The sequence below is a fragment of the Cobetia amphilecti genome (assembly GCF_020217465.1).
Lineage (GTDB): Bacteria > Pseudomonadota > Gammaproteobacteria > Pseudomonadales > Halomonadaceae > Cobetia > Cobetia amphilecti.
Map to the genome: position 1 here is coordinate 4,039,835 of NZ_CP084115.1, position 26,150 is coordinate 4,065,984.

General features: G+C 55.8%; 20 protein-coding genes and 1 tRNA gene. 8 read left to right on the forward strand and 13 right to left on the reverse strand.

The window, feature by feature from the left end; all coding sequences use genetic code 11:
- Nucleotides 1-213: 213 nt before the first annotated feature.
- Nucleotides 214-1,620, reverse strand: coding sequence for a glutamate--ammonia ligase (gene glnA, locus LCW13_RS16905; protein WP_043335758.1), 1,407 nt, complete (start codon nucleotides 1,618-1,620; stop codon nucleotides 214-216).
- A gap of 642 nt (nucleotides 1,621-2,262) precedes the next feature.
- On the opposite strand from glnA, the gene typA reads away from it, so the two are divergent.
- The 3 genes from typA (at nucleotide 2,263) to rnk (ending at nucleotide 6,213) form a co-directional block, all read left to right on the forward strand.
- Nucleotides 2,263-4,071 carry a translational GTPase TypA gene (gene typA / locus LCW13_RS16910; protein ID WP_043335760.1) on the forward strand — a complete coding sequence of 603 codons (1,809 nt, stop codon included), beginning with the start codon at nucleotides 2,263-2,265 and terminating at the stop codon, nucleotides 4,069-4,071.
- Nucleotides 4,072-4,721: 650 nt separating this feature from the next.
- Nucleotides 4,722-5,612, forward strand: coding sequence for a WYL domain-containing transcriptional regulator (locus LCW13_RS16915; RefSeq protein ID WP_225347432.1), 891 nt, complete (start codon nucleotides 4,722-4,724; stop codon nucleotides 5,610-5,612).
- 187 nt (nucleotides 5,613-5,799) lie between these two features.
- Nucleotides 5,800-6,213, forward strand: coding sequence for a nucleoside diphosphate kinase regulator (gene rnk / locus LCW13_RS16920; RefSeq protein WP_175090630.1), 414 nt, complete (start codon nucleotides 5,800-5,802; stop codon nucleotides 6,211-6,213).
- 6 nt (nucleotides 6,214-6,219) lie between these two features.
- On the opposite strand, the gene LCW13_RS16925 is transcribed toward rnk, so the two are convergent.
- Together LCW13_RS16925 and LCW13_RS16930 are read right to left on the reverse strand one after the other, a co-directional pair.
- Nucleotides 6,220-7,830 (reverse strand): coniferyl aldehyde dehydrogenase, encoded by a 1,611-nt coding sequence (locus LCW13_RS16925; protein WP_225347433.1) that lies wholly within the window; start codon nucleotides 7,828-7,830, stop codon nucleotides 6,220-6,222.
- A 251-nt stretch (nucleotides 7,831-8,081) separates the two neighbouring features.
- Nucleotides 8,082-8,158, reverse strand: a tRNA-Arg gene (locus LCW13_RS16930).
- A gap of 144 nt (nucleotides 8,159-8,302) precedes the next feature.
- Between LCW13_RS16930 and LCW13_RS16935 the strand changes: the two genes are divergently transcribed.
- Nucleotides 8,303-8,797, forward strand: a complete 495-nt coding sequence (locus LCW13_RS16935) for a c-type cytochrome (protein ID WP_064503228.1) — start codon at nucleotides 8,303-8,305, stop codon at nucleotides 8,795-8,797.
- A gap of 30 nt (nucleotides 8,798-8,827) precedes the next feature.
- Here the strand turns inward: LCW13_RS16935 and rep are convergent, their stop codons facing one another.
- From rep to pyrE, 4 genes are all read right to left on the reverse strand, one after another.
- Nucleotides 8,828-10,909, reverse strand: a complete 2,082-nt coding sequence (rep, locus tag LCW13_RS16940; RefSeq protein ID WP_225347434.1) for a DNA helicase Rep — start codon at nucleotides 10,907-10,909, stop codon at nucleotides 8,828-8,830.
- 118 nt (nucleotides 10,910-11,027) lie between these two features.
- On the reverse strand, nucleotides 11,028-11,501 hold the full coding sequence (trmL, locus tag LCW13_RS16945) for a tRNA (uridine(34)/cytosine(34)/5-carboxymethylaminomethyluridine(34)-2'-O)-methyltransferase TrmL (RefSeq protein WP_225347435.1): 474 nt from the start codon (nucleotides 11,499-11,501) through the stop codon (nucleotides 11,028-11,030).
- Between the two features lie 144 nt (nucleotides 11,502-11,645).
- Entirely contained in the window at nucleotides 11,646-12,206 is a 561-nt protein-coding gene (locus LCW13_RS16950) for a YfaZ family outer membrane protein (protein WP_225347436.1), read from the reverse strand.
- A gap of 55 nt (nucleotides 12,207-12,261) precedes the next feature.
- Complete coding sequence (pyrE, locus tag LCW13_RS16955) at nucleotides 12,262-12,936, reverse strand: orotate phosphoribosyltransferase (protein ID WP_107335804.1); 675 nt, start codon at nucleotides 12,934-12,936, stop codon at nucleotides 12,262-12,264.
- Between the two features lie 86 nt (nucleotides 12,937-13,022).
- Here pyrE and LCW13_RS16960 point away from each other — a divergent pair, with 86 nt between their 5' ends.
- The gene (locus tag LCW13_RS16960; RefSeq protein ID WP_043331765.1) at nucleotides 13,023-13,790 is read left to right on the forward strand and encodes an exodeoxyribonuclease III; all 768 of its coding nucleotides are present in this window, start codon (nucleotides 13,023-13,025) and stop codon (nucleotides 13,788-13,790) included.
- A gap of 213 nt (nucleotides 13,791-14,003) precedes the next feature.
- On the opposite strand, the gene rph is transcribed toward LCW13_RS16960, so the two are convergent.
- On the reverse strand, nucleotides 14,004-14,750 hold the full coding sequence (rph, locus tag LCW13_RS16965; RefSeq protein WP_043331764.1) for a ribonuclease PH: 747 nt from the start codon (nucleotides 14,748-14,750) through the stop codon (nucleotides 14,004-14,006).
- Nucleotides 14,751-14,945: 195 nt separating this feature from the next.
- Here rph and LCW13_RS16970 point away from each other — a divergent pair, with 195 nt between their 5' ends.
- Complete coding sequence (locus LCW13_RS16970; protein WP_225347437.1) at nucleotides 14,946-15,809, forward strand: YicC/YloC family endoribonuclease; 864 nt, start codon at nucleotides 14,946-14,948, stop codon at nucleotides 15,807-15,809.
- A gap of 71 nt (nucleotides 15,810-15,880) precedes the next feature.
- On the opposite strand, the gene LCW13_RS16975 is transcribed toward LCW13_RS16970, so the two are convergent.
- Entirely contained in the window at nucleotides 15,881-16,336 is a 456-nt protein-coding gene (locus LCW13_RS16975; protein WP_225347438.1) for a very short patch repair endonuclease, read from the reverse strand.
- Between the two features lie 44 nt (nucleotides 16,337-16,380).
- On the opposite strand from LCW13_RS16975, the gene LCW13_RS16980 reads away from it, so the two are divergent.
- Nucleotides 16,381-18,066, forward strand: a complete 1,686-nt coding sequence (locus LCW13_RS16980; protein ID WP_225347439.1) for a DNA cytosine methyltransferase — start codon at nucleotides 16,381-16,383, stop codon at nucleotides 18,064-18,066.
- A 70-nt stretch (nucleotides 18,067-18,136) separates the two neighbouring features.
- Here the strand turns inward: LCW13_RS16980 and LCW13_RS16985 are convergent, their stop codons facing one another.
- From LCW13_RS16985 to LCW13_RS17000, 4 genes are read right to left on the reverse strand one after another with little or no spacing between them, the layout of a single operon-like run.
- Nucleotides 18,137-20,227: an AIPR family protein gene (locus LCW13_RS16985; protein ID WP_225347440.1), complete on the reverse strand. Its 2,091-nt coding sequence runs from the start codon at nucleotides 20,225-20,227 to the stop codon at nucleotides 18,137-18,139.
- Between the two features lie 5 nt (nucleotides 20,228-20,232).
- On the reverse strand, nucleotides 20,233-21,180 hold the full coding sequence (locus tag LCW13_RS16990) for a PD-(D/E)XK motif protein (RefSeq protein ID WP_225347441.1): 948 nt from the start codon (nucleotides 21,178-21,180) through the stop codon (nucleotides 20,233-20,235).
- The gene (locus tag LCW13_RS16995; RefSeq protein ID WP_225347442.1) at nucleotides 21,173-23,917 is read right to left on the reverse strand and encodes a Z1 domain-containing protein; all 2,745 of its coding nucleotides are present in this window, start codon (nucleotides 23,915-23,917) and stop codon (nucleotides 21,173-21,175) included. Before LCW13_RS16995 ends, LCW13_RS16990 begins: the two co-directional genes overlap by 8 nt.
- Complete coding sequence (locus LCW13_RS17000) at nucleotides 23,917-25,422, reverse strand: ATP-binding protein (protein WP_225347443.1); 1,506 nt, start codon at nucleotides 25,420-25,422, stop codon at nucleotides 23,917-23,919. Before LCW13_RS17000 ends, LCW13_RS16995 begins: the two co-directional genes overlap by 1 nt.
- 246 nt (nucleotides 25,423-25,668) lie before the next feature.
- Between LCW13_RS17000 and LCW13_RS17005 the strand changes: the two genes are divergently transcribed.
- Complete coding sequence (locus LCW13_RS17005) at nucleotides 25,669-26,097, forward strand: organic hydroperoxide resistance protein (RefSeq protein ID WP_054556341.1); 429 nt, start codon at nucleotides 25,669-25,671, stop codon at nucleotides 26,095-26,097.
- The last annotated feature ends 53 nt before the right edge of the window (nucleotides 26,098-26,150 follow it).

Consider the following 26,150-nt stretch of genomic DNA (forward strand, 5'->3'; position numbering starts at 1 on the left):
ATCTCAGGGAAAAGGATCAGGGGCAGAGCAAAGGATCAGAGCAAAGAGATAGAACGAAACAGGGCCATAATGAAAAACAGGGCCACAACGAAAAACAGGGCCACACCTGTCGGTATGGCCCTGCTGTCGTCATCGTCGTGGGCTTGCCTTCACCTGGAAGGCACTCCGTCAGATGGCGTGACTAGCGAATGTCTGCCTCAACCCCGGCAGTACTTAGACGCTGTAGTACATGTCGAATTCGAGCGGGTGAGTCGCCATGCGCAGGCGCTGGACGTCTTCGCCCTTCAGCTCGAGGTAGGCATCGATCATGTCGTCGGTGAAGACGCCGCCCTGGGTCAGGAACTCACGATCGCCGTCCAGCGCGGTCAGGGCCTGTTCGAGGCTCTCGGCCACGGTCGGGATGGACTTGGCTTCTTCGGCCGGCAGGTCGTAGAGGTTCTTGTCCATCGCGTCGCCCGGGTGGATCTTGTTCTTGATACCGTCAATACCGGCCATCAGCATCGCGGAGAACGCCAGGTACGGGTTAGCCGTCGGATCCGGGAAACGCGCCTCGACACGCTTGCCTTTCGGGCTGGCGGTGTACGGGATACGGATGGAAGCGGAACGGTTGCGGGCAGAGTAGGCCAGCATGACCGGCGCTTCGAAGCCCGGCACCAGACGCTTGTAGGAGTTGGTGGACGCATTGGTGAAGGCGTTCAGGGCACGAGCGTGCTTGATGATGCCGCCAATGTAGTAGAGGGCCATTTCGGACAGACCCGCGTACTCGTCACCGGCGAACTGGTTGTCGCCATCCTTCCAGAAGGACTGGTGAACGTGCATGCCGGAACCGTTGTCACCGACCAGCGGCTTGGGCATGAAGGTCGCGGACTTGCCGTAGGCGTGAGCCACGTTGTGGATCACGTACTTGAGTTCCTGAACCTCATCGGCCTTCTTGACCAGGGTGTTGAACTTGACGCCGATCTCGTTCTGGCCGGCGTTCGCCACTTCGTGGTGGTGAACTTCGACTTCCTGACCGATGGCTTCCAGGGTGTTGCACATGGCAGCACGGATATCGTGGAAGCTGTCGATCGGCGGGACCGGGAAGTAGCCGCCCTTCAGACGCGGACGGTGACCCAGGTTGCCGCCTTCCGGCGTGGAATCGGTCGCCCAGGCACCTTCTTCGGAAGAGATCTTGAACATGGAACCGTTCATCTCGTTCTTCCAGTGCACTTCGTCGAAGATGAAGAATTCCGGCTCCGGACCGAAGAAGGCGGTGTCGCCCAGACCGGTGGACTTCAGGAATTCCTCGGCACGCTTGGCGACGGAACGCGGGTCGCGCTCATAGCCCTGCATGGTGGCCGGCTCGATGACGTCACAGCGCAGCACCAGGGTGGTGTCTTCGGTGAACGGGTCGAGGAAGGCAGTGCCGTCGTCCGGCATCAGGATCATGTCGGATTCGTTGATGCCCTTCCAACCTTCGATGGAGGAACCATCGAACATCTGGCCGTTCTCGAAGAATTCCTCATCCACTGTACGCGCCGGGATGGAGACGTGCTGCTCCTTGCCCTTGGTGTCGGTGAAGCGCAGATCAACCCACTTGACTTCGTGTTCTTCAATCAGGGCAAGTGTCTTCTCAGCCATGGTAATTCTCCGATGGAGCCGGCGGCTCTGGTTACAGTTGGTGTCAGCGTTGTCTGGGGTTATTGCTCTATTTTGTAAGCCTTTTCTCTCATGGTCGGCGTCGTTATGCCAGCCATCAGACAGGATGCTCTAACAATGCAGCGAGCGTGCCAGAATGGCGCACGCCGCAGCGCTAATTTCAGTAAGTTAATGAATATGCTGAAAAAAAACACCACCATCTTCATGCATGCAGCACGAAAACCCGACCAGAGATGGGCCGACAAGGTGCAAAAATTCTTGCCGCGCAGTGCAGATTCATCATTTGAGTGCACCAAAAAACGCCATTGCTCCACATTGGTGCAAAACACTGAATCCCGGGGATTTCTCCGCTCACACCCGATGATCACGTCAGCATCACATTGCGGTCATTTCTTTCTTTCATCCTCATGTTTGCCTCGACTCACAAGTTTTTTTCATCCGCGACAAGGGCGCGGAAAAGACTTGAGAGACAACCATTTGGGCACTTCAGGCCAATTGAAGGCACTCGCTGACTCGCCTCGTGAATGCACGATGCTGGCAGGAGGCATGCCATGCCCCCTATAATGCGCCCCAAATCACAAGCGCCCGGTACGCGAGCGCCCATTTTCCGCACAGGTTCCCGTCGTGATCGAGAAACTTCGCAACATAGCCATCATCGCCCACGTTGACCACGGTAAAACTACCCTGGTCGACAAGCTCCTGAGTCAGTCTGGCACCCTGGACCGCAAGGCCGAGGGTCAGGAACGCATCATGGATTCCAACGACCAGGAAAAAGAGCGCGGCATCACCATTCTCGCGAAGAACACCGCGATCCAGTGGAACGACTACCACATCAACATCGTGGATACCCCTGGGCACGCTGACTTCGGTGGCGAAGTCGAGCGCGTGATGTCCATGGTCGATTCCGTGCTGCTGCTGGTCGATGCCGTCGATGGCCCGATGCCGCAGACTCGCTTCGTGACCCAGAAGGCATTCGCCCAGGGCCTGAAGCCGATCGTCGTCGTCAACAAGATCGACCGTCCGGGCTCTCGTCCTGACTGGGTCGTTGACCAGATCTTCGATCTGTTCGACAACCTGGGCGCGACTGACGAGCAGCTCGACTTCCCGATCATCTACTGCTCTGCCCTGAACGGCATTGCCGGTATGGATCCGGAAGACCTGAAAGACACCATGGACCCGATGTTCCAGTCCATCGTCGACATCGTCGAGCCGCCGAAGGTCGAGCTGGACGGTCCGTTCCAGATGCAGATCTCCGCACTGGACTACAACAGCTACGTCGGCGTCATCGGTCTGGGTCGCATCAAGCGCGGCGCCGTCAGCCCGGGTCAGCAGGTTTCCATCATCACCAAGGAAGGCGCTGTCCGTAAGGGCAAGATCGGCCAGGTCATGACTCACATGGGTCTGGACCGCGTGCAGACCGACAAGGCGACTGCCGGCGACATCGTCTGCATCACCGGTATCGAGAACCTCGCGATCTCCGACACCATCTGCGACACCGCCACTGTCGAGGCGCTGCCGCCGCTGACCGTCGATGAGCCGACCGTCTCCATGACCTTCCAGGTCAATGACTCTCCGTTCGCCGGTCAGGACGGCAAGTTCGTCACCAGCCGCAACATCCGTGAGCGTCTGGACCAGGAACTGATCCACAACGTCGCACTGCGCGTCGAACAGGGCGAGACTCCGGAGAAGTTCGTCGTCTCCGGTCGTGGTGAGCTTCACCTCTCCGTTCTGATCGAATCCATGCGTCGTGAAGGCTTCGAGCTGGCCGTGGGCCGTCCGGAAGTGATCATCAAGGAAATCGACGGCAAGAAGCAGGAGCCGTACGAAGAAGTCATCATCGACTGTGAAGAGCAGCACCAGGGCTCCATCATGGAAGAGCTGGGCTACCGCAAGGGCGAGCTGACCAACATGAACCCGGATGGCAAGGGTCGTGTGCGTCTGGACTTCATCATCCCGTCTCGCGGTCTGATCGGCTTCCGTGGTCAGTTCCTGACCCTGACCTCCGGTACCGGCATCCTGACCAGCCGCTTCGATCACTACGGTGATCTGAAGGAAGGCGCAGGCGTCGAGCGTCGCAACGGCGTCATGATCTCCATGGTGCCGGGCAAGGCGCTGTCCTACGCCCTGTACACCCTGCAGGAACGTGGCAAGCTGATCATCGGTCACGGTACCGAAGTCTATGAAGGCATGCTGGTCGGTATCCACAACCGCGCCAACGACCTGGTCGTGAACCCGACCAAGGCCAAGAAGCTCGATAACATGCGTTCTACCGGCAACGATGAAAACATCGTGCTGACGCCGCCGATTCGCTTCACCCTGGAACAGGCGATCGAGTTCCTGGATTCCGATGAGCTGGTGGAAGTCACTCCGCTGCACATCCGTATCCGCAAGAAGTACCTGAAAGAGAACGAGCGCAAGCGCGCCAGCAAGTAAGCTGGCCCAGCCAGCCCCCTGCCTGATGGCAGGGGGCATCGTGCTCAAACGCAAAAGACCCGCCAACTCGGCGGGTCTTTTGCGTTTGAGCACTTTTCGCTGTTGCCGCAAAGGGCAGCATGACCATCTCTCTAATACTTATGAATGTCATTGCAGGAAGTGCGTCGCTATTAGGGCTCGCAAAATAAGGGAACTTTGCGCGATACCTTGGCCTGAGGCATCTCTAACACTTAAATGAGGGTTATATGAGGCATATTCGTGTTGCGCATATAGTGTCTTCATTCAGAGCATGCCACACGCGGCCAACGCCCCTGCGCAACGTAATGTCTTGATCTATTGATAGCGCGCAATCACACGTCACCGAGCGAGGATAAATCGTCGAATTCTAATGATGCGTCGCGTTTGGACGACGCCAAAACGAGACGTCGATGCGCAGTCACTAGGGTCAACGCAACGGAGCAGGTATCTTCTGCCGGAGCTTTCTTTATGCATATCCTGCAGTTAACGAAGACTTGTTCGCCACACGCCACCCGGAGCAGGGTCCTCTTACCGATCCTCGTGAGCACTCGCCATGTGTCGCCATTGCCAAGCCCGGTGTGTGCAATGCGTCACGAATACGCTCCAGAAGACCCGTATGAAAGGATTCAGCAATGAGCATCAAGCAACGCCTCGAAGTCCTGCCATGGGACACGCTGGCGCGTTACCGCCTGATCGAGATCATCGCCTTGTGGGAGGGGCGAGTCACTTCGCGCCATCTGGGCAACGCCTTCGGTATCGCCAGACAACAAGCCTCGCGCGTCATGAAGACCTACCGCGAGACGGTCGCCGAGAACAATCTCGAGTATGACCCCGTCATCAAGGGCTACCGTCCGTCGGCGAATTTCTGCCCCATGCTGACGCGGGGTGAGGTCGATGAATACCTGCAATTGCTGGGCAATCACGACAATCTGAATCCGCATTTCACCGGGTTGGGGCTAGGCCAGGCAAACACCGAGGCCCTGCGCCTGCCGTCACGCAGCGCCAGTCCGCCGGTGGTCAGGGCCTTGATCGAAGCCGCCAGTCAGGGCGCGCGTCTCGAGGTGACCTATGCCTCTCTCAACTCCCCCCAGGGGGAGGAGCGCATCCTGTGTCCGCATACGCTGGTCTACGCCGCTGGCCGCTGGCATGTGCGCGCCTTCTGCGAGAAGAACCGGGCTTTTCGTGACTTCGTGCTGTCTCGATTCCGCGCGGTGCCGGAGCTGTTCGGTGAAGTCCTCGAGGGCAGCCAGCGCGAGTGCGATGAAGGCTGGGAGACGCGAGTCACCTTGAAGCTGGGCGCCGACCCGCGCCTGACGCCCGCCGAGCGCGGCCTGATAGAGCAGGACCACGGCATGGTGGATGGCGAGCTGCACCTGCCGACACGCGGCGCTCTGGTGCAGTACGTCCTGCGCGAGCTGGGCATCAATCCGGACCATCTGGAAGAGTCTCCGCGCGCCCAGCAGCTGGTCGTGCTCAATCGCGACGAGATCACTGACTGGCTGTTCGCCAGCTCCAGCGCCTGACGCGGGAGTGAGCGGGTCTGTCCTCGCGCTGGCCTCAGTTGCCTGAATGGGCTATCCATCGCCGAGCGAAGTTTATATGATGACTTCTGCACACAGTCCTTCGCCCTTCCCGGCGGAGGGCTGTTTTTTTGGTGTCCAGCAAGGCCTTGCTCGCAAGGGGCTGACACCACGACTGACAGGAGGTCTCATGGCCACACTTCCCTCGATCATCATCAATCGCCTGGACGCCGAACGCCTCGAGCGCCTGATTGATCGCGTTGCCGCCGCCGACCGTCAGGTGGCAGAACAGCTTGAGGACGAGCTGGAGCGCGGCGAGGTCGTCGAGCCTCACGAGGTGCCCGCCGATATCGTCAGCATGAACAGCCGCGTGGAGTTCACGGACCTGACCCGCCAGCAGACTCTGGTGCGCACGCTGGTCTATCCGCATGCGCTGCCCGGCCAGCAGGACGGCCTGTCGGTGCTGGCGCCACTGGGGGCTGCCCTGCTCGGCCTCAAGGTCGGCAGCCTCATCGAGTGGCGGCTGCCGGATGGCAGCCTGCACGAGGTGCGTATCGAGGCGCTGCATTACCAGCCGGAAAGCGCCGGCGACCTGCACCGCTGACAGCGCCTAGCGCATCAGCAGGCGGCGGATAAGACCATGGATGGCGCGCGCAGTCGGCCCGTCGGCATAGGGCGGATACATCAGTCGCGCGCCATTCATGCGTCCCTTGGCGAAGATTCCCTTGGCCTTGCTGAGCGCCTGGAAGCCTTCCTTGCCATGATAATGGCCCATCCCCGACGGCCCGATACCGCCGAACGGCATGTCATCCTGCGCCACATGCAGCAGGGTGTCGTTCAGACACATTCCGCCCGCATGCGTGCCCTCGGTGACCCGCTGCTGTTCGTGCTTGTCGTGGCCGAAGTAATACAGCGCCAGCGGCCGGGGCCGGGCGTTCACATAGGCCATCGCGACGGATAGCGTATCCGCCGGTGCCTCCAGCAACGTGTCCTTCACACTCGTCTCGCCCTCCGCCTCATCCGCTGCCCCCGGATCCGCCAGGCCGACGATCGGCAGCAGCGGGCCGAAGATTTCCTCCTGCATCACGCGCATCTCATCCGTCACATCGAGCAACGCCAGCGGCGGCATCAGACGCTTCTCGACCAGCTCCGGGTCATTCCAGTCGGGGCTGTCGACCAGAGGCCTGAGTGTCGCGCCCTTCGCCAGGGCGTCCTCGAGCACCTCTCGCAAGCGCTGGTACTGACGCTGATTGATGATGCGCGAATAGTCCTGCGTCTCGCAGAAGCGCGGATAGAAGCGCTGGAAGGCCTCGCCCAGTGCCGTGACCAGCAGCGGGACCTGGTCCTCACTGCACAGCACGTAGTCCGGCGCGACGCAGGTCTGGCCGGCGTTCATGCCCTTGCCGAAGGCCAGCCGCCCCGCGGCTTCACGACGCTGCGACTCATCCGCCATCAGCTCACGCGACATGATCACCGGCGACTTGCCGCCCAGCTCCAGCGTCACGGGGGTCAGGTTGTCCGCCGCGGCGCGCATCACATGCTTGCCGACCGCCGTGCTGCCGGTGAACAGCAGGTGGTCGAAGGGCAAGGCCGAGAAGGCCGCCGCCACATCGGCCTCACCGATCACCACGGCCACCTGCACCTCATCGAAGGCATCGAGCAGCATCACGCGCAGCGCCTCGGCGGTCTCGGGGGTGAACTCGCTCATCTTGATCATCACCCGATTGCCGGCACTCAGGGCGCTGATCAAGGGGCCGATCGCCAGATAGAGGGGATAGTTCCAGGGCACGATGATGCCGACCACGCCCAGCGGCTGATAGACGACGCGCGCAGAGGCCGGCTGGAAGGCGGCGCTGACATGGCGCTTCGAAGGCTTCATCCAGCCCTTCAGGTGACGACGTGCATGACGAATGCCTTCGTAGCTCGGCACCAGTTCGGCCAGACGCGTCTCATGGGCGCTGCGGTGGCCGAAATCGGCGCTGATCGCCGCGATCAGGGCCTCCTCGTGTGACTTGAGCGCATCACGCAGCGAGGTCAGCCAGGCCTGGCGCTCGTCGGCGCTGGGCATCGGCGACAGGCCGTAGGCGGCGCGCTGGTCTTCCAGCAGCGCCTGCATGCGCGTGATTTCCCGGGCGGCAGCCTCGCTGCTCTCATTAGACGAGCCAGCAGGCGAGACAACAGATTCAGGCGAAGCAGGATCAACAGGGGCGGCAGTCGTCATGAGAACATCCAGTGAGGGCCGGCGAAGCCAGCAGCTAAGGCAGACAGCCACGAGTATGGCGTACTAGGCGACAGCGACCGGCGCGAAGAACCGCCAACGTGGCTCATCCCGTTTTAGAACACTCGTTTGATGACGTCAAAGAAAGTCGCCTGCGCCGCTGGTGCACGCCGCAATGCAAAAAGCCCCCGCACCGTGAGGTACGAGGGCTTTTCGGGTGTCGACCGGCAATGGCGCCGGTAACGGGAATTCGTTGGCGCGCCCAGCAGGATTTGAACCTGCGACCCCTGCCTTCGGAGGGCAGTACTCTATCCAGCTGAGCTATGGGCGCGCATGCCAGGGTTGCAGTGAACCGAGGCGCGCTTATGGTAACGTCTTGATTCTACGATGTCGAGATATCCCGCCAGCCACGCGGTTGCTGCGCCTCCGGCGAGCGCTATACTGGCTCGATACACAGCCCCAAAAGGTGCACGCCATGCAAGCTCGCCGGCCAGCTGCTTTTCCCCTCAAGCGCTCTTCCCTGTCACTCTCATTGAGCGCGATGCTGTTCAGCGTGCTTGTCAGCGCGTCCGCACAGGCCGCAGACAACTCCCGCGAGGCGATTGCCGAGCGACTCAAGCCGGTGGGCGAGCTATGCGTGAAGGGCGATGCCTGCGCCGGTGATGGCTCGGCAGCGAGCTCGCAGCCGGCGGACAGCGGCGCTGGTGGCCAAGCCAGTGCCGCCAGCGCGATAGACGGCGAGAAGGTCTACGGTGGCATCTGCATGGCCTGTCACACCACTGGCGCCGCCGGTGCCCCGCGCCTGGGCGAGGCCGGCGACTGGGAAGGCCGACTCTCCAAGGGCGACGAGACGCTCTACACCCACGCCATCGAAGGCTTCAATGCCATGCCGGCCAAGGGCGGCAACCCGGCGCTTTCCGATGAGGAAGTGAAGGCCGCGGTGGATTACCTGCTCGACTCCGTGCGCTGAGTCTCAGCGCACAGTACCCGACAGTAAACATCAGCCCAGCAGCGAACGCAGGCCCGCGATGGCATCCCGCCCGCGGGCCACTTTCTTCTCCTGATCCTGCGGCTTGTCGGCCCGCCCTTCCCACTCGAGGTCTTCCGGCGGCAGCTCGTCCAGGAAACGGCTCGGCACGCAGTCCATCATCTCCCCGTAGGTCTTGCGCTGGCGCGCCAGCGTCAGCACCAACGTACGGCGGGCACGAGTGATGCCCACGTAGGCGAGGCGGCGCTCCTCCTCCACTGTCTCCATCTCGATGGAGTTGCGGTGCGGCAGCAGGTCTTCCTCCAGCCCCAGCACGTAGACATGCGGAAACTCCAGGCCCTTGGAGGCATGCAGCGTCAGCAGCTGCACACGGTCGGAGTCATCTTCCTCGGCCTGCTGCTCGAGAATGTCGCGCAGTACCAGGCGTGAGATGGCCGCCGCGACATCGCCAGTCTCGGTATCGCCGGTCATCGCCTCGCTGCCCTCCAGCTCCTCCACCTCTTCCTGCGGATTGCCGCTGATCGACTTCTCGAGCTGATCGACCAGAATCCAGACGTTGGCCATGCGCCGCTCGGCGATCTTGGGCGCACTGGCGTTCTGATACAGCCAGCCTTCGTAATCCACCTCGCGGAACAGCTCGCGGATCGCGCTGATCGACTGGCCGGCGTCCATCTCGCGGCGCACGCGGTCCAGCGTGTGGGTGAAGCGGCCGAGGCGGTCCAGCGCACGCTCGCTCAGCTGCTCGCGCAGGCCCATCTCGCTGCAGGCGGCGTAGAGCGACACGCCACGCCCGGTGGCGTAGTTGGCCAGCTTCTCCAGCGTGCCCGGCCCGACTTCCCGCCGCGGCACGTTGACGATGCGCAGGAAGGCGTTGTCGTCCGCCGGATTGATCAGCAGACGCAGGTAGGCCATCGCGTCCTTGATCTCGTTGCGCCCGAAGAAGGAGGTGCCGCCGGAGAGCTTGTAGGGAATCTGGTAGTGCTGCAGCTTCAGCTCCAGCAGGCGCGCCTGGAAGTTGCCGCGATAGAGCACCGCGAAGTCACGCCATTCGGCGCCTTCTTTGATGCGCCGCGTGAGAATCTCGCCCGCCACGCGCTCGGCCTCGGCCTCTTCGTTGCGATTCATGATGATGCGGATCGGGTCGCCATCGCCCATCTGCGACCACAGCGTCTTGTCGTAGACGTGGGGATTGTTGGCGATCAGGGTGTTCGCCGCGCGCAGGATGATGCCGGTGGAGCGATAGTTCTGCTCCAGCTTGATCAGGTTCAGGCGCGGGAAGTCCTCACCGAGGGTGACGAGGTTCTCCGGGCGCGCGCCGCGCCAGGCGTAGATCGACTGATCATCATCGCCCACCACCGTGAAGGTCTGGCGCTCCTGCATCAGCATCTTCACCAGCAGGTACTGGCTGATGTTGGTGTCCTGATACTCATCGACCAGCATGTAGTGGATGCGCCGCTGCCAGCGCGCCAGCACCTCGGGGTGATCACGGAACAGCACCACCGGCAGCAGGATCAGGTCATCGAAGTCGACCGCGTTGTAGGCCTTGAGGTGCCGGTTGTAGGCCTCGTAGATCACTGCGGCGTACTGGGCGTCTTCATCCTCGGCATGCGACAGCGCCGCCCCGGGCAGGATCAGATCATTCTTCCAGGTGGAGATCTGGCTCTGCACCGCGTTGATCTGCTCGGCGTCGGTGTCGGCTTCCTTGTGCATCAGCTCCTTGATCAACACCTTGGCGTCATCGGTGTCGAACAGCGAGAAGCCCGGCTTGTAGCCCAGTGTCTTCAGCTCGCCGCGGATGATGGTCAGGCCGAGGGTGTGGAAGGTCGAGACGATCAGCCCGTGGCCCTCGCGGCCCTTGAGCATCTTGCCGACACGCTCCTTCATCTCGCGCGCCGCCTTGTTGGTGAAGGTCACTGCGGCGATGTTGCGTGCCTTCATGCCGCATTCCTGCACCAGATAGGCGATCTTGGTCGTGATCACGCTGGTCTTGCCTGATCCGGCACCGGCCAGCACCAGACAGGGGCCATCGATGGCGCGCACGGCTTCCTGCTGGCGGGGGTTGAGCTTGGCGAGGCGATCACGGATCTCGGTCATCACGGTGTCCTGCTGGGCGAAGAAAGGGAGCGGAAATGCATCTCACGCGGGCGATGGTCGGTCAATCGAGGCCTGGCCGATCAATCGAGGCCTGGCCGATCAATCGAGGGCTGGCCGATCAATCGAGAATTGCGGCGCCGGCGAAATCGAGCTGACGCCAGCTTTCATAGACGACCACGGCGACGGCATTCGACAGGTTCATGCTGCGGCTGTCGGCCAGCATCGGCAGGCGCAACACCTGCTCGCGGGGCAGGCTGTCGAGCATCGCCTGTGGCAGACCGCGTGTCTCGGGGCCGAACACCAGCGCATCACCGGCCTGGAAGCTGGCCTCATGCGGCGCGGTGCGACCACGCGTCGAGAGCGCGAAGACCCGCGAAGGTGTCACGTTCGCCACGAAGTCATCGAGGCTGGCATGGCGCTGCACACGTGCCCACTCATGATAATCGAGACCGGCACGGCGCAGGCGCTTGTCATCCAGCTCGAACCCCAACGGCTCGATCAGATGCAGGCGGTAACCGGTGTTGGCACACAGCCGGATGATGTTGCCGGTATTGGGCGGAATCTCGGGCTGATAGAGCACGATATCGAGCATGAGCAGACTCGCGGCAGAAGTCGAAAACAGGGGGCTGGCCGGCGATGCTCACCTGGCCATGACAACGCAAAGCGGGCCCCGAAGGGCCCGCCATCTTACCGCAATGCGTGACTCACGCGGAGCACGCGTTGCCGAGAACCCGCCTCAGAACTGCAGACGCATGCCGACCAGCGGGCCGGAATCCAGCGTGCGTTCGTCACGGTTCTCGAAGTCAGCCTTCACCTTGCGGTAGCCGACATAGCCTTCGACGTTGTCGATGACCTGATACCGTGCGCGCAGGCCGTATTCGTAGCTGTGCTCGAGGTCGTTGCTGGTCGCGACGTCCGGGGTCACGTAGCCGTAGCCACCCAGCGAGACACGCGGTGCGCCCGGCAGGTAGTAGTAGCCGTAGCCGCCGAGGCCCAGACCGCCGCCGTCACCGTGGTCGGTGTCGTACTGGCTCCAGCGTGCGCCGAGGCCCACGTCGTATTCGCTGGTGCGCTCGGTGCCCAGCAGCTGGACGTGACCGGCCGTGACGTCGTCGTGGTCATCGCTGGACAGGATACCGCCGCCGAGCTGGACGCCATTGCCGATCTCGCCATTGATTTCGCCCTGAACGGCTTCAGTATTCAGGTTGATGTCAGCGTTGCCGGCCATGGCCGGGGCGGACAGACTGGCAGCGAGGATGGCTGCCGAAAGGCCGAGAATGTTACGGTGAGCTGTCATGTATGCACCTCTGTACGTGACTGGGAAGGTAATGCTGCGCGGGTCATGAACGCTCTCAGGCGCCCTGGAGACCGTATTGCGCACGGTAGTCGCGAATCGCGACCGCATGCCCAGACAGTTCCTGCTGTGCGTATTGTTCCAGATATTCGAGCACCTGGTCGAGCGTCACGATACTGACCACGGGCATGGAGAAACGTGCCTCCACTTCCTGAATGGCGCTGTTCGCCTTCAGGCCTCCCTGACCATCGGGAGCGCGCTCCTGACGGTCCAGTGCGATCACGACGCCCGCCGCCTTGGCACTCTCGGCGTGGATGATCTCCATCACTTCGCCGATGGCGGTGCCGGCGGTGATGACATCGTCGATGATCATCACGCGGCCTTCGAGGGGCGCGCCGACCAACGAGCCCCCTTCACCGTGGGTCTTGGCTTCCTTGCGATTGAAGGTGAACGGCATGTCACGATCATGATGATCAGCCAGCGCCACGGCCGTCACGGCACCCAGCGGGATACCCTTGTACGCTGGGCCGAACAGCACATCGGCCTCCAGGCCTGATTCGACGATGGCACGCGCATAGAAGCGTCCCAGACGCGCCAGGGCCTGTCCGGAGCGGAATAGACCAGCATTGAAGAAGTAGGGGCTCACCCGCCCGGACTTGAGCGTAAACTCGCCAAACCGCAGCACGTCCTGCTCGATGGCAAACTCAATGAACTCCCGCTGGTAGTCCTGCATCCGATATCACCTTTGAATTCGTTAGCCATTTACCAAATCGTCTAAAGCTCGGGTATCATACAGGCGCGACGAACCAGGGACCACGTATGAAAATCGCTACAGTTAACGTCAATGGTATTCGAGAAGCGGTCAGCCGCGGCTTCCTCGACTGGCTTGCCAGTCAGGACGCCGACGTCGTCTGCATCCAGAACCTCAAGGCCAAGAGCTTCGAGCTCGACGACAGCATCCTCTACCCGGAAGGGTATGAAGGCTACTTCCTGGACGCCGAAAAAGACGGCTTCTCAGGGGTTGGCCTCTATTGCCGCCAGATTCCCAAGGCCATCATGTATGGACTGGGCTTCGAGCAGTGCGATAACGAAGGCCGCTACCTGCAGGCCGATTACGACCGCTTCAGCATCTGCTCTTTCCTGATGCCTGACGGAAGTGATCCGGCTGCCAAGGGCGCCTTCATGGAGCAGTATCAGGAATACCTCAGCAAGCTGCGCCGCAAGCGTCGTGATTACATGATCTGCGGCACCTGGCATGTGGCCCACAAGACTGTCGACCTCGCCAACTGGTCCGACAATCAGATGACGCCGGGCTTCAAGCCGGAAGAGCGCGCATGGATGGATCAGGTCTTCGGCCCGATCGGCTTCATCGACGCCTTCCGCGAAGTCAACCGCGATGCCGACCAGTACTCCTGGTGGCCAGCGCTGGACAGTGACCAGCCGCGCGCCCGTCAGGAAGGCTGGCGCCTCGACTATCAGGTCATCGACCCGAACCTGCGTCGTCATATCAAGGACGCCTGGATCGACACCGATGCCACCTTCAGCGAGTTCGCACCGGTCATCGTCGAGTACGACCTCGAGCTGTGATGCACGCTGTCACCCCTTGAGCGTTCGGCCTCGGGCCACCCTGCCAGTCGCATGATGTGCCTTCGGGCACTGACGAAAACGCCCCCATCGCGCAAGCGGTGGGGGCGTTTTCTGTCTGGCGTCAAGCGCTCATGACGCAGCGCTCATGACATGACACTCACGACACATCACTCATGACATGGCACTCATGGCACAGCGGCCGTGCCGCAGGGCTCAGGCGTCGGCCGGCATGCCGAGTGCGGCGCGCTGCGCGGCGAACAGCTGCTCACCGGTACGCTCGGCGAGATCCAGCAGCGCATTGAGCTCGGCGCGATCGAAGGCCGCGCCTTCGGCCGTGCCCTGCACCTCGATCAGCCCCTTGCCTTCGGCCATCACGACATTCATGTCGGTATCGGCCTTGCTGTCTTCCGGATAGTCGAGATCGGTGACCGGCACGCCCTTGTAGATGCCGACCGACACGGCGCTGACCAGACTCACCAGCGGGTCGGTCTTGATCTTGCGCTCACGCTGCAGGCCCTGCAGCGCATCGACCAGTGCCACACAGCCACCGGTGATCGCCGCGGTACGCGTGCCGCCATCAGCCTGCAGCACATCGCAATCGATGGTGATGGTGTATTCGCCCAGCTTCTTGAGATCTACCGCGGCGCGCAGCGCACGGCCGATCAGACGCTGGATCTCCACCGTGCGGCCACCCTGCTTGCCACGCGCCGCTTCACGATCATTACGGGTATGGGTCGCACGCGGCAGCATGCCGTACTCGGCGGTCAGCCAGCCCTTGCCGGAACCGCGCAGCCAGCGCGGCACGCCCGCCACGACAGAGGCGGTGCACAGCACGCGGGTCTCCCCGAACTCCACCAGCACCGAACCCTCGGCGTGACGAGTGAACTCACGGGTCAGGCGGATCTCGCGCGGCTGCTCCGGGGTACGGCCACTGGGACGGGTCACGTTGGCTTCGCTCATGGGGATTCCTTGTTGCAGTATTCGGGAGGCCAGAGTCTACACGCCGCAGCCACGGGCGACGACCTTCGCGCCGCGCGGGCCGGACCTGCTCCTGATCACTGGGCGCTCAAGAGCGGCACGCGTACACTTCAGGCTATCAGCGCGGTCGCTCATGCGCCGCCCCTCTTCTGACAGCCAACCGACAAGGAGCACGTCATGGTCCACAGCATGACCGCCTTCAGCCGCCAGACCCATGAAGCCGACTACGGCACCCTGACGCTGGAGCTGCGCTCGGTGAACCAGCGCTATCTCGAACCGCACTTCCGCCTGCCCGACAGCCTGCGCGAACTCGAAAGCGCCTTCCGCGAAGGCCTGCGCAAGCGCCTCAACCGCGGCAAGGTCGAACTCTCGCTGCGCTTTGACGCCGAAGCCGGTGCCGACAGCCTCGCCGTCGATGCCAGACGCCTGGGTGAACTCAGCCGCGTACTCGCCGAAGTCGGCCAGCACTGCCCGGACACCCCGCAGCCCTCACGCCTCGCCCTGCTCGACTACCCCGGCGTGCTGGTGCGCGAAGGCGCCGATCAAGAGCGCATCAAGGCCGATGCCCTCAACCTGTTCAAGCGCGCGCTGGACGAGCACATCGAAGGCCGCGCCCGTGAAGGCGAACGCCTCGCCGAGCTGATCAGCGCACGCCTCGATGGCGTCGACACCCACGTCGCCGAAGTCCGCCGCCTGATGCCCGACATCCTCGCCCGTCAGCGCGAGAACCTGCTCGCCCGCCTCGAAGAAGTCCGCGCCACCCTCGACCCACAACGTCTGGAAGCCGAACTGACCCTGATGGCCCAGAAGGCCGACGTCGACGAAGAACTCGACCGCCTCGACACCCACGTCGGCGAAGTCCGTCGTCAGCTCACCCAAAAGGGCCCCATCGGCCGCCGCCTCGACTTCCTGATGCAGGAACTCAACCGCGAAGCCAACACCCTCTCCTCCAAGTCCGTGGTCGCCGACACCACCCGCTGCGCCGTCGAGCTCAAGGTGCTGATCGAACAGATGCGCGAGCAGATTCAGAATATCGAGTGAAGCTGGCATTTGGTGGGCGCCCGCGAACCTGGTATTCTCCTGGTCACGCTGGGCGCCATGCGAGCATCCGATCACCTCATGCGAGGCGGAATTGCTGGCCATTGCATGTCAGCATGCAGTGATCGGATCAGCTCTGGAATCTGATGATCCTCAAGATCAAGGTGCTTCAAACCGCATTCCCATACGACAAGCACTCTCCAACCAAGCTGTTGCAGCTCATTCTGGACTCTGGCATCACGGGCCATGTTGGCCTCGAACTTCTGTTGCCAGAACTCAGGCCTCGTCTTCGGGCTGGCGGCGTAGAAACACTTTTCATGTCGATGCCAGAAACAGCCATGTACGAAGATGACGAGTGAGTGGCGCTTGAGCACCAGATCGGGAGAGCCGGGAAGGCCGCGCCGGTGCAGGCGATAGCGGAACCCCTGGGCATGCAGATACTGGCGCAACTGGATTTCAGGCTTCGTATCCTTGCCCTTGATGGCCCCCATCATCCGGGAACGCACTTTAGGATCAACCACATCTGTCATGTCAGCCCCCTGCTTCATTCAGGCATCAATTCAGGCTTAGAACCATGAACCATTCAATTCAGGTGGTCGACCTTTTTGCAGGCCCAGGTGGCCTGGGTGAAGGATTCAACTCCCTACGGGATGACAACGAGAAACGCGTCTTCAAGACACTCGTCTCGGTCGAGAAGGAAGCTTCCGCTCACAAGACACTGACCCTTCGAGCCTTCTTCCGGGAACTGCTCGATAGCGGAAAGGACAGGAGTGTCTACTTCAATTATCTGACAGGCGGCCCGCATCCCTCCAGCCTCGAAGAATATCGCGACCTCTGGGAACACGCAGAGCATGAAGCATTGTCATTGGAGCTGGGAGACGAAGCTGGCAATCATGCACTTGAGGAGAGGCTCGAGCAGGGGCTGGATCATTCGAGAAACTGGGTACTGATAGGTGGGCCGCCCTGCCAGGCCTACTCCCTTGCCGGGCGCTCCAGAAACAAGGGCAACAAGGAATACAAGGCAGAAGATGACAAGAGACACTTCCTTTACAAGGAGTATCTATCCGTTATCGCGCGCCATCGCCCTGGTGTCTTCATCATGGAAAACGTTCGCGGGATATTGTCATCCAAGGTCAATGGTGAATACATCTTTGACCAGATCCTGTCTGATCTACATGAGCCAGACTCTGCCGTAGAGGTCACTACCGCGGATTCCGTGATGTCGGTGCAGAAGAAGGGCTACACCATCTTTTCTCTGGTGGATGACAAGGTTCACTACCCGCGCGAGAACAGTGGCTGGTTTGGCTCTACCCCTCTTTCACGAGATGAGTTTTCCTCTTTCCTGATAAAGGCAGAGCAATACGGCATACCGCAGGCCCGTCATCGCGTCATTCTGGCGGGTGTCAGAAATGATCTTGTTGAAAGCATGGGGATCGACAAGATCGCCAGCATGCTCAAGGTTCCTCTTCACAGGGGAGGTGAGCCTGTGCCTGCTGCAGAGGTTCTTTATCACTCAGGCATGCCTGAACTGCGCAGTGGTCTGAGCCGCGAGGATTCACGTAAAGAGTGGTCCAGAACGATTCATGAAGCCGCGCAAAGAATCATTGCTGAACTGAAGGAGAAACCTCCTGTAAAGCTTGATTCAAGGCAAGCTGAGGAGCTGCTTGACGAGATCAAGTCCGTATCCGGGCATGCAGCCAAGGGGCTACGCCTTGAGCGAAAGCAGATGGTGGTAGAAGGGGCTTACAAATCCAGCCCGATAGTCAGTCAACTGGAAGAGTGGCTGCATGGTGCCTATGACAGAAAAGTGATGCCTATCTGGGTGAATCATGAGACGCGTGGTCATATCAAGGAAGATCTGGCGCGTTATCTCTATTGCTCCGCATATGCAAAGGTTACCGGAAGAGCCCCCAAGGGCTCCGAAGAGATACACCTGGATTGCCTGGCACCCAATCATGCCAACTGGAAATCCGGCAATTTCTCGGATCGCTTCCGAGTGGTTGTCGAAAACCAGCCATCCAAGACGATCACGAGTCATATCTCCAAGGATGGTCACTATTTCATCCACCCGGATCCATTCCAATGCCGTAGTCTGACGGTCAGAGAAGCAGCACGCATCCAGACATTCCCGGATGACTACTTCTTTGAGGGAAACCGGACACAACAATATGTCCAGGTGGGAAATGCTGTGCCACCGCTGCTGGCAAGACAGATTGCTGAAAGGGTCATTGAAGTTTTAAGTGCAGTCAATAACGCTTGAGCTATCTGCTCACCACAGATTACCGGAGATACTGCTAAACATCAGTATCTCCGGTATCAGTAGAATATGATCAACCATCAGACAATGCTAGTCCACTATGCTCAAACCCATCCATTTTCAACTTATCCAAGGCTAGCAGAGCAGCTTTACACTGCTTCGGAGACGGTGGTCTTTTGTGCATCGATTTACACGCCTTTAATGAATTCTGTTCGCCAAGAGTGATTGTATCGCACTCCAAAGACCACTCATATGCAGCCTCCCAACAGTCGGTACTGATCTTGTAGACATGAAGCTCCATGTCAATACTGTCATCAAACTGCTTCTCTACTTGGGCAGATTTCTTGTTATCTCTGTCTTCTTCTGTAGAAATCAGGGCTTCTCCAATCTTGGTTGTATATGTAACTGTAGAGTCGCGTACATGTTGCCAACAGACCTCTTTCTTGGCCCATTCACTGTAATTCCTGATGCCAGGCAAGGGATTGGTAATGACTTTCTGTGCCCGTTCAGCAGTAGCAAGCAAAGCCAACCGAAGCTCAGGAGTCAAAGTTTGACGGCGCCATACAAGATCGAGGTCAATACAGACACCTGTTTTTCTAGTATCGTAAACGAGTTTTGAGATCGCATAAGCGACAATATTTGCTCGATAACCACCAGCATACCATTCGGCATTGGAAACAAGCTTTTCGGTGGCCTTGAAAATGATAGCCTTTGCTATCATCTGCTTGTACCAGTAATCATTATAGGAAGACTCATGTCTCTTCCATTGCTTGCCTATCTCTTTCGCAAACTCAATGAAGTTCTTTTGTGCCCCCAAGCTTACAATATGTGGCTTCTCTGCCCAAAGATTTTCATACTTTGCCAAGTCTGTCTTGGTAAAGAATTGACTTTTCGGGTGCTGATTATCAAAAGCCTTTCTTTGAGCCCCTGTCAATTTACTACGTAGGTCCGCATACTGCCCCCTGGCTCTTTCATAGAACCATTTTGTATCCATATAACCGTCTAGCCCCCTCGGGGCCAGTATTTTACGTGAATACTGCTCAATTCGCGTATGGAACGGGTGATTAGCAAAGAAGTCTGCAGCATTCACCTTGTTCTGACTATTGGCAAATTCTGAGATCTTGGGGACTATTTCTTCAGACGCCTCTTTCGGTACTATGGTAAGCTTCATCTGAACATGAACTCGCTTCAATTCCTCCAAGGAGTCTTTGAGTGCAGCATGAAGCGATGCTGTTGTTTGTCCACCATTTACGATCTGAAGATTTTCCACTTGCACTAATTCTAGACCAACTTCTGACTCTCTTACCATTACCTTTTCTGCCGTAACACTCAATCCATTGTTATACGACAAGAACATTTCAGGAGTATTTTTGATCGTTTCTCTTATCCCTCTATTGACCTTGTTACGCGCCTGTAGAAAGCTTCTAACATTTGCCTCCAGGAGTCGTGCCCCCCACTTATCATATATCTCAGCCAATCTATCTCCAGAAACCACTGCCAAATAACTAGAGTACGCATCAATTTGTGAAGGTATAGCCAATACTGGTAAAGCACCGCCATACTCATTAGCAAAGTCGATAATAAGCTCAGACCTACTTTGCCCCTGCTCCTCAAATCCTTTAAGTCGCTTTATATCCCAAACACTGTAAACAACTTTTTTCCCATCGATAGACTCCATGCCGACAGAGTCAGACTTACCACGATAATCTGAATTGGACACTACTACAATCTTGATATCTTCAATCAAACCCCAACGTGTTGCAATCATGTCTCCGACTAAGAAACCTGAGCTCGTTTCCTCTAATTCATAAAGGAAAGTGGTTTTTTGGGTGGCTTTTATAAAGTTATACGCTAATTTGGCAAGTTTCTCTGCTCCACCTTTATCAAAATTTCGTAATTCAAGGCTAGGGTCGAAATCACATACGATAAGACTTAATACATTTTCATTATGAATTGGGTCTCCACCATATCCATCAAAGCGTAGATTAAAATTACCATTTGCTCCGGAATAATAAGCTCGATCTCCCCCACCAATTTCACCAGCTTCTTCTAAAAACTTGCAAATATAATCAAAGAAAGATTCAGATAAAAGTTCATTATTGGCATCGGCATTACTTTGTATATCAGATACCAAATGCTGGTGGTAAGCATTTAAATCACTCATGTATTTTATCTCCTAGTGAAGTCTTCATAAATATCTGGCACACAAAACTTAATACACTCATCAAGAGATAGACAGTATTTCAGTCGACTTATACCTCTTGGCAAAGGTGGTAATAGTCGAGGAAAATCTATGCCGACAAAGTAATTCATCCTTCCAACCACCTCCCAATGACGGCCTTCATAGTCATTAGTAGGGTCATAGCCTGTTGCCATGATGGTGCTTTGCCACAAGTCGTGTGCACTTTCATCAGCCTGAAATACTTTATCTGCCTGCTTGACCAATTCATGCAATGTCACACCATCTGGTCCAGCCCCAGAGGCTACCGAGGAAACATGTAAATAAAGATGACTGCCTTCAACAGGCTCAAGTTGATGCTCTGAGGATATCGATACAACAGGCTGACTGGCAGCCCTACGAGTCTTCACCTCCACACAAAATCCCGGAAACTCGTAGTCTTTGGCCGACCCCATAGGTCCTTGCCATGCTTCAATAGCCTTCCTTGGACTCGTTAAATTCGACATGTAGATAAGAAAGTCAAGCTCGCCCACAAGGCCTCTTTGCTCTTCTTGAGTCAGACCTCTGTCCCCTCCATTCTTGAGAAAATAGTGCCATTTACCAGTACATTTCACTGCATTGGAAACAGCTTCCTCAGTAGTACCTGCTTGTTTGGCTGCATTTACAACATCGAAGCAAAGTGTCGTAAAAATTTTCTTGTACGACTTATCTTTTAGGCTGATCAACAAGGCAAACCCATCCCCCATGGTACGAATTTGCACATTGATATTCTTGAATTTTGGCATCCGAATTCGAGAATCTAGCTGCTCGCTAAAAGAAAGCAATAGCCCCAACGACCCATCCTCCAGAATAATCCAGAAGAACCCATGTAAAGCGCCAGGGTCGACTCTACGCATGACACCGGGCTTTATCCCCCTCCATGGATCACTATTACTCATACGCTTCTTCCTCATCACCTAACTCTTCTTCACCAAATATCTCAATGAAGCGAGTAGTATTGACTACATATTCAACTTTCTCATCAGGCGTACTCGACTTGGGAAGACTAATACTCCAAGCTACGACCGGTGAATTCGACAAAAATGCAAATTCTTCCAAATCACCAGTTGACTTGTTTTTCAAGTTGAGATCAATCAGATGAATTATAAGTAATGGTTTTATCCTTTTTTCGCGATATATTTTGTCAGGAAAATTACTACCCTTCTTCTTTGTTAGATAATCTTCTTCAGCCTTTTTTATTGAGATAGTGTCCACTCCCGCTTTTTCTATACCCTTGCTTGAAACCCTTCTCTTGCTTCCACCAATCGAGATAATTCCTTTTCTCAGATCTTTGGTACTGATCGACCGCTGTATTGGATAAATAGGCTTTCCTAATGCCAAACTTTCTATTTCTCCAGTCTGCTTCCCGGATATCAATACATCCCAATTATGTAACTCTGTATCCTTTTTAGATTCTATATACTTTCTGACTAACACTGGGTCTGTTTGATCATTTATAAGAATACTCTTCCATTTGGAAAGGAAACCATCAACAATGCTTACAGGTATATCCTTATATAAAAACCCGGATTTCCAATCACTATCAGGAGCATTCGTCAGTTTTGACACCAGTTCCTTTGCAGCAAGAACATTTTGATCCAGATGATTACTATCTAAACTGAGACGCGCTGTCTCGGTAAATTTATTTGAAAGCCCGATATTAGCTTTTATCTTCTTGCCGGAGCCTAGCTTGTTTCTGGCCGTAACCAATAAAGAGGCAGGATGGCTGCGTACTGCAAGACCGAATTCACCTGGAGTCGCTTTCTGAGCCTGCATGGATCTCAACTCGTCATGCAGCTCTATAGTCGCGCTGGCAATATAGGTATACCAGCCAATAGCTTCTTCTGGCATCCAGATGCGGCAAAGATCTTCATATTTATTCCTGTAACCGAACCAGCGCCCCATCTGCATCAAGGTGTCATACATCTGAGTATTGCGCAAAAACCAGGTTACTGTTAGCCCTTCCAACGTCAGGCCTCGTGAAAGAGAAAATCCACCAACAGCTATCAGAGTTTTTCCTTTATCACTTGCTGCCTCATAATCGAGTTCATTTGTACGACTATTGACTTCTACTACCTTTGCTGCTGCGATGCTTTCCAGAAGATTGCCTAGTATTTCTTCCCAGGTTTCTTCAAGGTGAGAGTATTCTTCCAACCACACATCATGAAGTAATTTTATTTCTACATTGCTTAACGCATTATCTTTCTTGCTCGCATTGACTCTTATTGCATTCAATATACGATCCAGAGCTTCGTGTAGACGGTTTCTGATCTTGCCCTGAATACCTGTGAAACGACTTGCATTGACAAGCATCGAGCAATGTTGATCACCTTGCCCTCTTAAATTTCTGATCGTTCTTGCCAAAAGGAATGTTCGCAAAGCCGTCATCAATGACTCTGGTAACATATTGAAGTCATGATCTATCTTGTGCTTTATCGGGATATGAACTTCATTATCATCTATCTCCCTGAGATATAGTCTGGCTCTTGTAACATCTTCATCTTGCACTTCATTCTTGTCATCTTCTTCCAGAAACACCTTGGCAGGACCAAAGTAATTGCTAGGTGCATCCAAGCCAATGATAAAATCTTTAGGAAAGAGATCCTCCTTGTATATCTCATCCTCATGATCAGGATCAATGAAAATATTTGCAAATGGTGTTGCTGTATACCCTATATAGCAGCACCTATGAAATGTCTTCAACAAATCACGTATTTGACCATTGATCTTGGTAACTTCACTTTTTCCATATTTTGTATTTATCGATGCGTTATCAGCCTCATCATCAATGAGAAGCATAGGCTGATCGATCATATTACCATCGCCGCAATTACTATTATTTTCCTTCAACCAGTCAATCAAATTTTTCAATGTGCTACTATTTTTCTTTATAACGAGAACAACTGGCACTTTATAAGAATCTATCTCACTAGTATTTGTAGATGCTGTCGCCTTATTGAAATCTCGTAACGTATTTGTCAAACTGACAGGCGTATTTCGTGAATCGAATTTACCTACGCCGATTACATTGCTACTTTTCTTTTTCTTATTAGTATTTGCTATCAGGCTTCCTGTATCGCGCCCGATAAAGCCTTCATCTATACGTTTCTGTGTTTGATCCCTAAGATTGTTATGTATTCCTGCGATAACAATTATCAATCTATAACCAGCATCTGCAGCCTTACAAATAACACCAGTGTAATTAGCTGTCTTTCCACTCTGTACATGACCTACGACCATACCGCGACGATCCCATGGTGTAAGCTCCCGGGGGTTGCCTAGCCGACCAAGAATTTTCTCTGTTACTCTATCAGTAGCCGTTACAACATCTTTTGGCAATCCATTTTGAAGCAATAACTTCTTGTACCTTTCCCAATAAAAAGGATCTATGGAGGCCTTGGCATCATCAAGCCATTCTATAAAATCATTACTATCAACAACAGATCCAAGACCTGCTTTAACACCATGTTTGCTTTCAAGTTCACGAGCCATACTTTCAATGTCGTCATACGACATGGTCGGCGCTATTACTTTAGCCAAATTAGTAATGAACTCCCTCAACTCTTCACCAGTCTTTTCGCCGGTTTCATAGAGTGTTGCCTCTACAGCTGACATCAGTCCCTTGTTGCTATTCATCAACTCTTCTCCAATATGTAATTTCCTACAACATCTCGAACTTCACTTTGACTGACTCCAGGTATAGCATAGTTACTCATCACGCTCATCAGGGATGATATCTCTACCCCCCCATTAAGTAATACATCCGATAATTGATAAATGACCTCCGTTAATTCATCTTTTTTATCTGGCCCGCTCTTCAATGAATCTGGGCCAGCGGAAAGCTCCATGAATATAGTATCAATCGGCAACCCTATACCCAGCAACTTCACACACTGAATGAAACCTTCTTGAAATTCTTTTGGCAAATTCTTCAGATAATCAACGATAATCGGGTGTTCAAGATTAGGTCTAAACATAACTTTGGAATCTCTTATTTCTCGATTCCAGATAGGATTCATCTCACGATCAACAAGCTTGTTACCTTTACTCTGATATGTACGCTTGGATGTACTGGATAAACGCTCTACAATCTTTTTCAACCGTGACCTAACTGCTGGCGGCAATTGCGCTGACGCCTTTTTGACATCTATCTTCCAGTCAGAGTCCATAGAGTTGGGAATATCGACTCGCACTCGACAAAGCTTGGTCAGATCTGACTGTCGTGCCAGCCCTAACCACCCACCTGCAATTATCAATCTATCCCCGCGATATATATAGAACCCTTGAGACTTCAAGTGTCCCTCACTACCTCCAAGCTCCTCCCAATCTTCGGAGCTTAACTTCCCATGATGGGGTAGTGTATGGCATAGCACATCGACTTTCCCATTCAATAGCGAAATTGTTTCAACAGGATCTTTTTGAGTAGCCTTATGGTTACTTGCCATAGGGTCTATAGGCCGAAGTTTCCGGCCATTCAATGTCAGCACTAACCGGTGACCCGATCGCTCCATGAAGCGATGAAACACTAGCCTCAAGTGAGCTTCTGCATCTGCAAGCTGACTATTCATATGCTCCTGTCTATATGTGCCAGGCTCCTGTCCACCACTCAACCTATCCAATTTTTCCCATAGCACAACGGTACCGTTGGCATAGCCTTCAAGGTGTCTCCAACATGACAATGATGCATTTTTTCCCAGTAACTCAAGTGCCCACGTATTGCGTCTAGCGACATGATCAAGGTCCCAGCGTGCACAGGAAGTCACCCCTTCCTTACGAGAAAGAACCGTCAAAGAGCGGCATTGTGAGAAGCTGGCGCTCTTGAGCCCTAAGCCAAACCGCCCCAAGTCGCCACTTTCTCTAGCATCGGTCGGATTCTTGGAGCCCAATCTCATCGCTTCGATCAGCTCTTCTTCAGACATGCCAGTACCGTTATCCACGATCGCCAACCATGGATCATCAGAACTGGTATCTACTTCCAGCTTGACGCTTGTGGCTCCTGCAGAGATGGAATTGTCGATGACATCTGCAAGCGCAGTCTTAAGGTCATAACCAAAATCCCTATGACCCTCAATCAGTGCTGATGCATTCGGTGGAGTATCGATTTCTCTACAGGCCTGTCCTGCCTCTTCTTTCTTGTACATATCGCCACCACTACTTAAAGTTTATCTACAATATGCCTAACTTATAACACTCTGTTGGTCTCTTGGTAACTATGGTGATGCTCATATTCGCTATGGACTTTGATCGATACACTAAAAATCAACTTGACTTGGCAGTTGTTCCATATAAGTACTTGAATCTATGAATATCTACTTGAACTCATCAGCAGTGACCACCATCTTGTTTCCATCCCTCGACTGAGGGCTTTTCCGCTCAAGGAGTCAGGCATGTCTATCGAACAAGTGCTGTACCGTGCAGAAGCCACTACCACTGGGGGTCGTGAGGGCAAGTCGCGTTCTTCCGATGGGGCGCTGGATGTCACCCTGAGCACGCCGAAGGAGCTGGGCGGTGGTGGCGGTGAAGGTACCAACCCGGAGCAGCTGTTCGCGGCGGGTTACTCTGCCTGCTTCATCGGTGCCATGAAGCACGTGGCCAGCACTGACGGCGTGACACTGCCGGAAGGCCTGGAGATCACCGGCAAGGTGGGCATCGGCCAGATTCCGGCCGGTTTCGGTATCGAGGTGGCGCTGGATATCAGCCTGCCGGGCATGGACAAGGCCGAGGCGGATGCGCTGGTCGAGAAGGCGCACCAGGTGTGCCCGTACTCCAACGCGACGCGTGGCAACATCGATGTGACGCTGAACGTCAGCGTCTGATGGCTGATCGCCAGACACGAAAACGCCGCCCCTCGGGGCGGCGTTTTTGATGA

Excerpts from the sequence above, each read along its gene's own strand:
- LCW13_RS16935 (WP_064503228.1), top strand. The coding sequence starts at position 8,303 with ATGCAAGCTCGCCGGCCAGCTGCTTTTCCCCTCAAGCGCTCTTCCCTG.
- LCW13_RS16970 (WP_225347437.1), top strand. The coding sequence starts at position 14,946 with ATGGTCCACAGCATGACCGCCTTCAGCCGCCAGACCCATGAAGCCGAC.
- LCW13_RS16980 (WP_225347439.1), top strand. The coding sequence starts at position 16,381 with ATGAACCATTCAATTCAGGTGGTCGACCTTTTTGCAGGCCCAGGTGGC.
- LCW13_RS16925 (WP_225347433.1), bottom strand. The coding sequence starts at position 7,830 with ATGACGACTGCCGCCCCTGTTGATCCTGCTTCGCCTGAATCTGTTGTC.
- LCW13_RS16975 (WP_225347438.1), bottom strand. The coding sequence starts at position 16,336 with ATGACAGATGTGGTTGATCCTAAAGTGCGTTCCCGGATGATGGGGGCC.
- LCW13_RS16995 (WP_225347442.1), bottom strand. The coding sequence starts at position 23,917 with ATGAATAGCAACAAGGGACTGATGTCAGCTGTAGAGGCAACACTCTAT.
- LCW13_RS17005 (WP_054556341.1), top strand. The coding sequence starts at position 25,669 with ATGTCTATCGAACAAGTGCTGTACCGTGCAGAAGCCACTACCACTGGG.
- LCW13_RS16985 (WP_225347440.1), bottom strand. The coding sequence starts at position 20,227 with ATGAGTGATTTAAATGCTTACCACCAGCATTTGGTATCTGATATACAA.
- pyrE (WP_107335804.1), bottom strand. The coding sequence starts at position 12,936 with ATGCAGGACTACCAGCGGGAGTTCATTGAGTTTGCCATCGAGCAGGAC.
- glnA (WP_043335758.1), bottom strand. The coding sequence starts at position 1,620 with ATGGCTGAGAAGACACTTGCCCTGATTGAAGAACACGAAGTCAAGTGG.
- LCW13_RS17000 (WP_225347443.1), bottom strand. The coding sequence starts at position 25,422 with ATGTACAAGAAAGAAGAGGCAGGACAGGCCTGTAGAGAAATCGATACT.
- rnk (WP_175090630.1), top strand. The coding sequence starts at position 5,800 with ATGGCCACACTTCCCTCGATCATCATCAATCGCCTGGACGCCGAACGC.
- LCW13_RS16960 (WP_043331765.1), top strand. The coding sequence starts at position 13,023 with ATGAAAATCGCTACAGTTAACGTCAATGGTATTCGAGAAGCGGTCAGC.
- LCW13_RS16950 (WP_225347436.1), bottom strand. The coding sequence starts at position 12,206 with ATGACAGCTCACCGTAACATTCTCGGCCTTTCGGCAGCCATCCTCGCT.
- rph (WP_043331764.1), bottom strand. The coding sequence starts at position 14,750 with ATGAGCGAAGCCAACGTGACCCGTCCCAGTGGCCGTACCCCGGAGCAG.
- LCW13_RS16990 (WP_225347441.1), bottom strand. The coding sequence starts at position 21,180 with ATGAGTAATAGTGATCCATGGAGGGGGATAAAGCCCGGTGTCATGCGT.
- rep (WP_225347434.1), bottom strand. The coding sequence starts at position 10,909 with ATGACCGAGATCCGTGATCGCCTCGCCAAGCTCAACCCCCGCCAGCAG.
- LCW13_RS16915 (WP_225347432.1), top strand. The coding sequence starts at position 4,722 with ATGAGCATCAAGCAACGCCTCGAAGTCCTGCCATGGGACACGCTGGCG.
- trmL (WP_225347435.1), bottom strand. The coding sequence starts at position 11,501 with ATGCTCGATATCGTGCTCTATCAGCCCGAGATTCCGCCCAATACCGGC.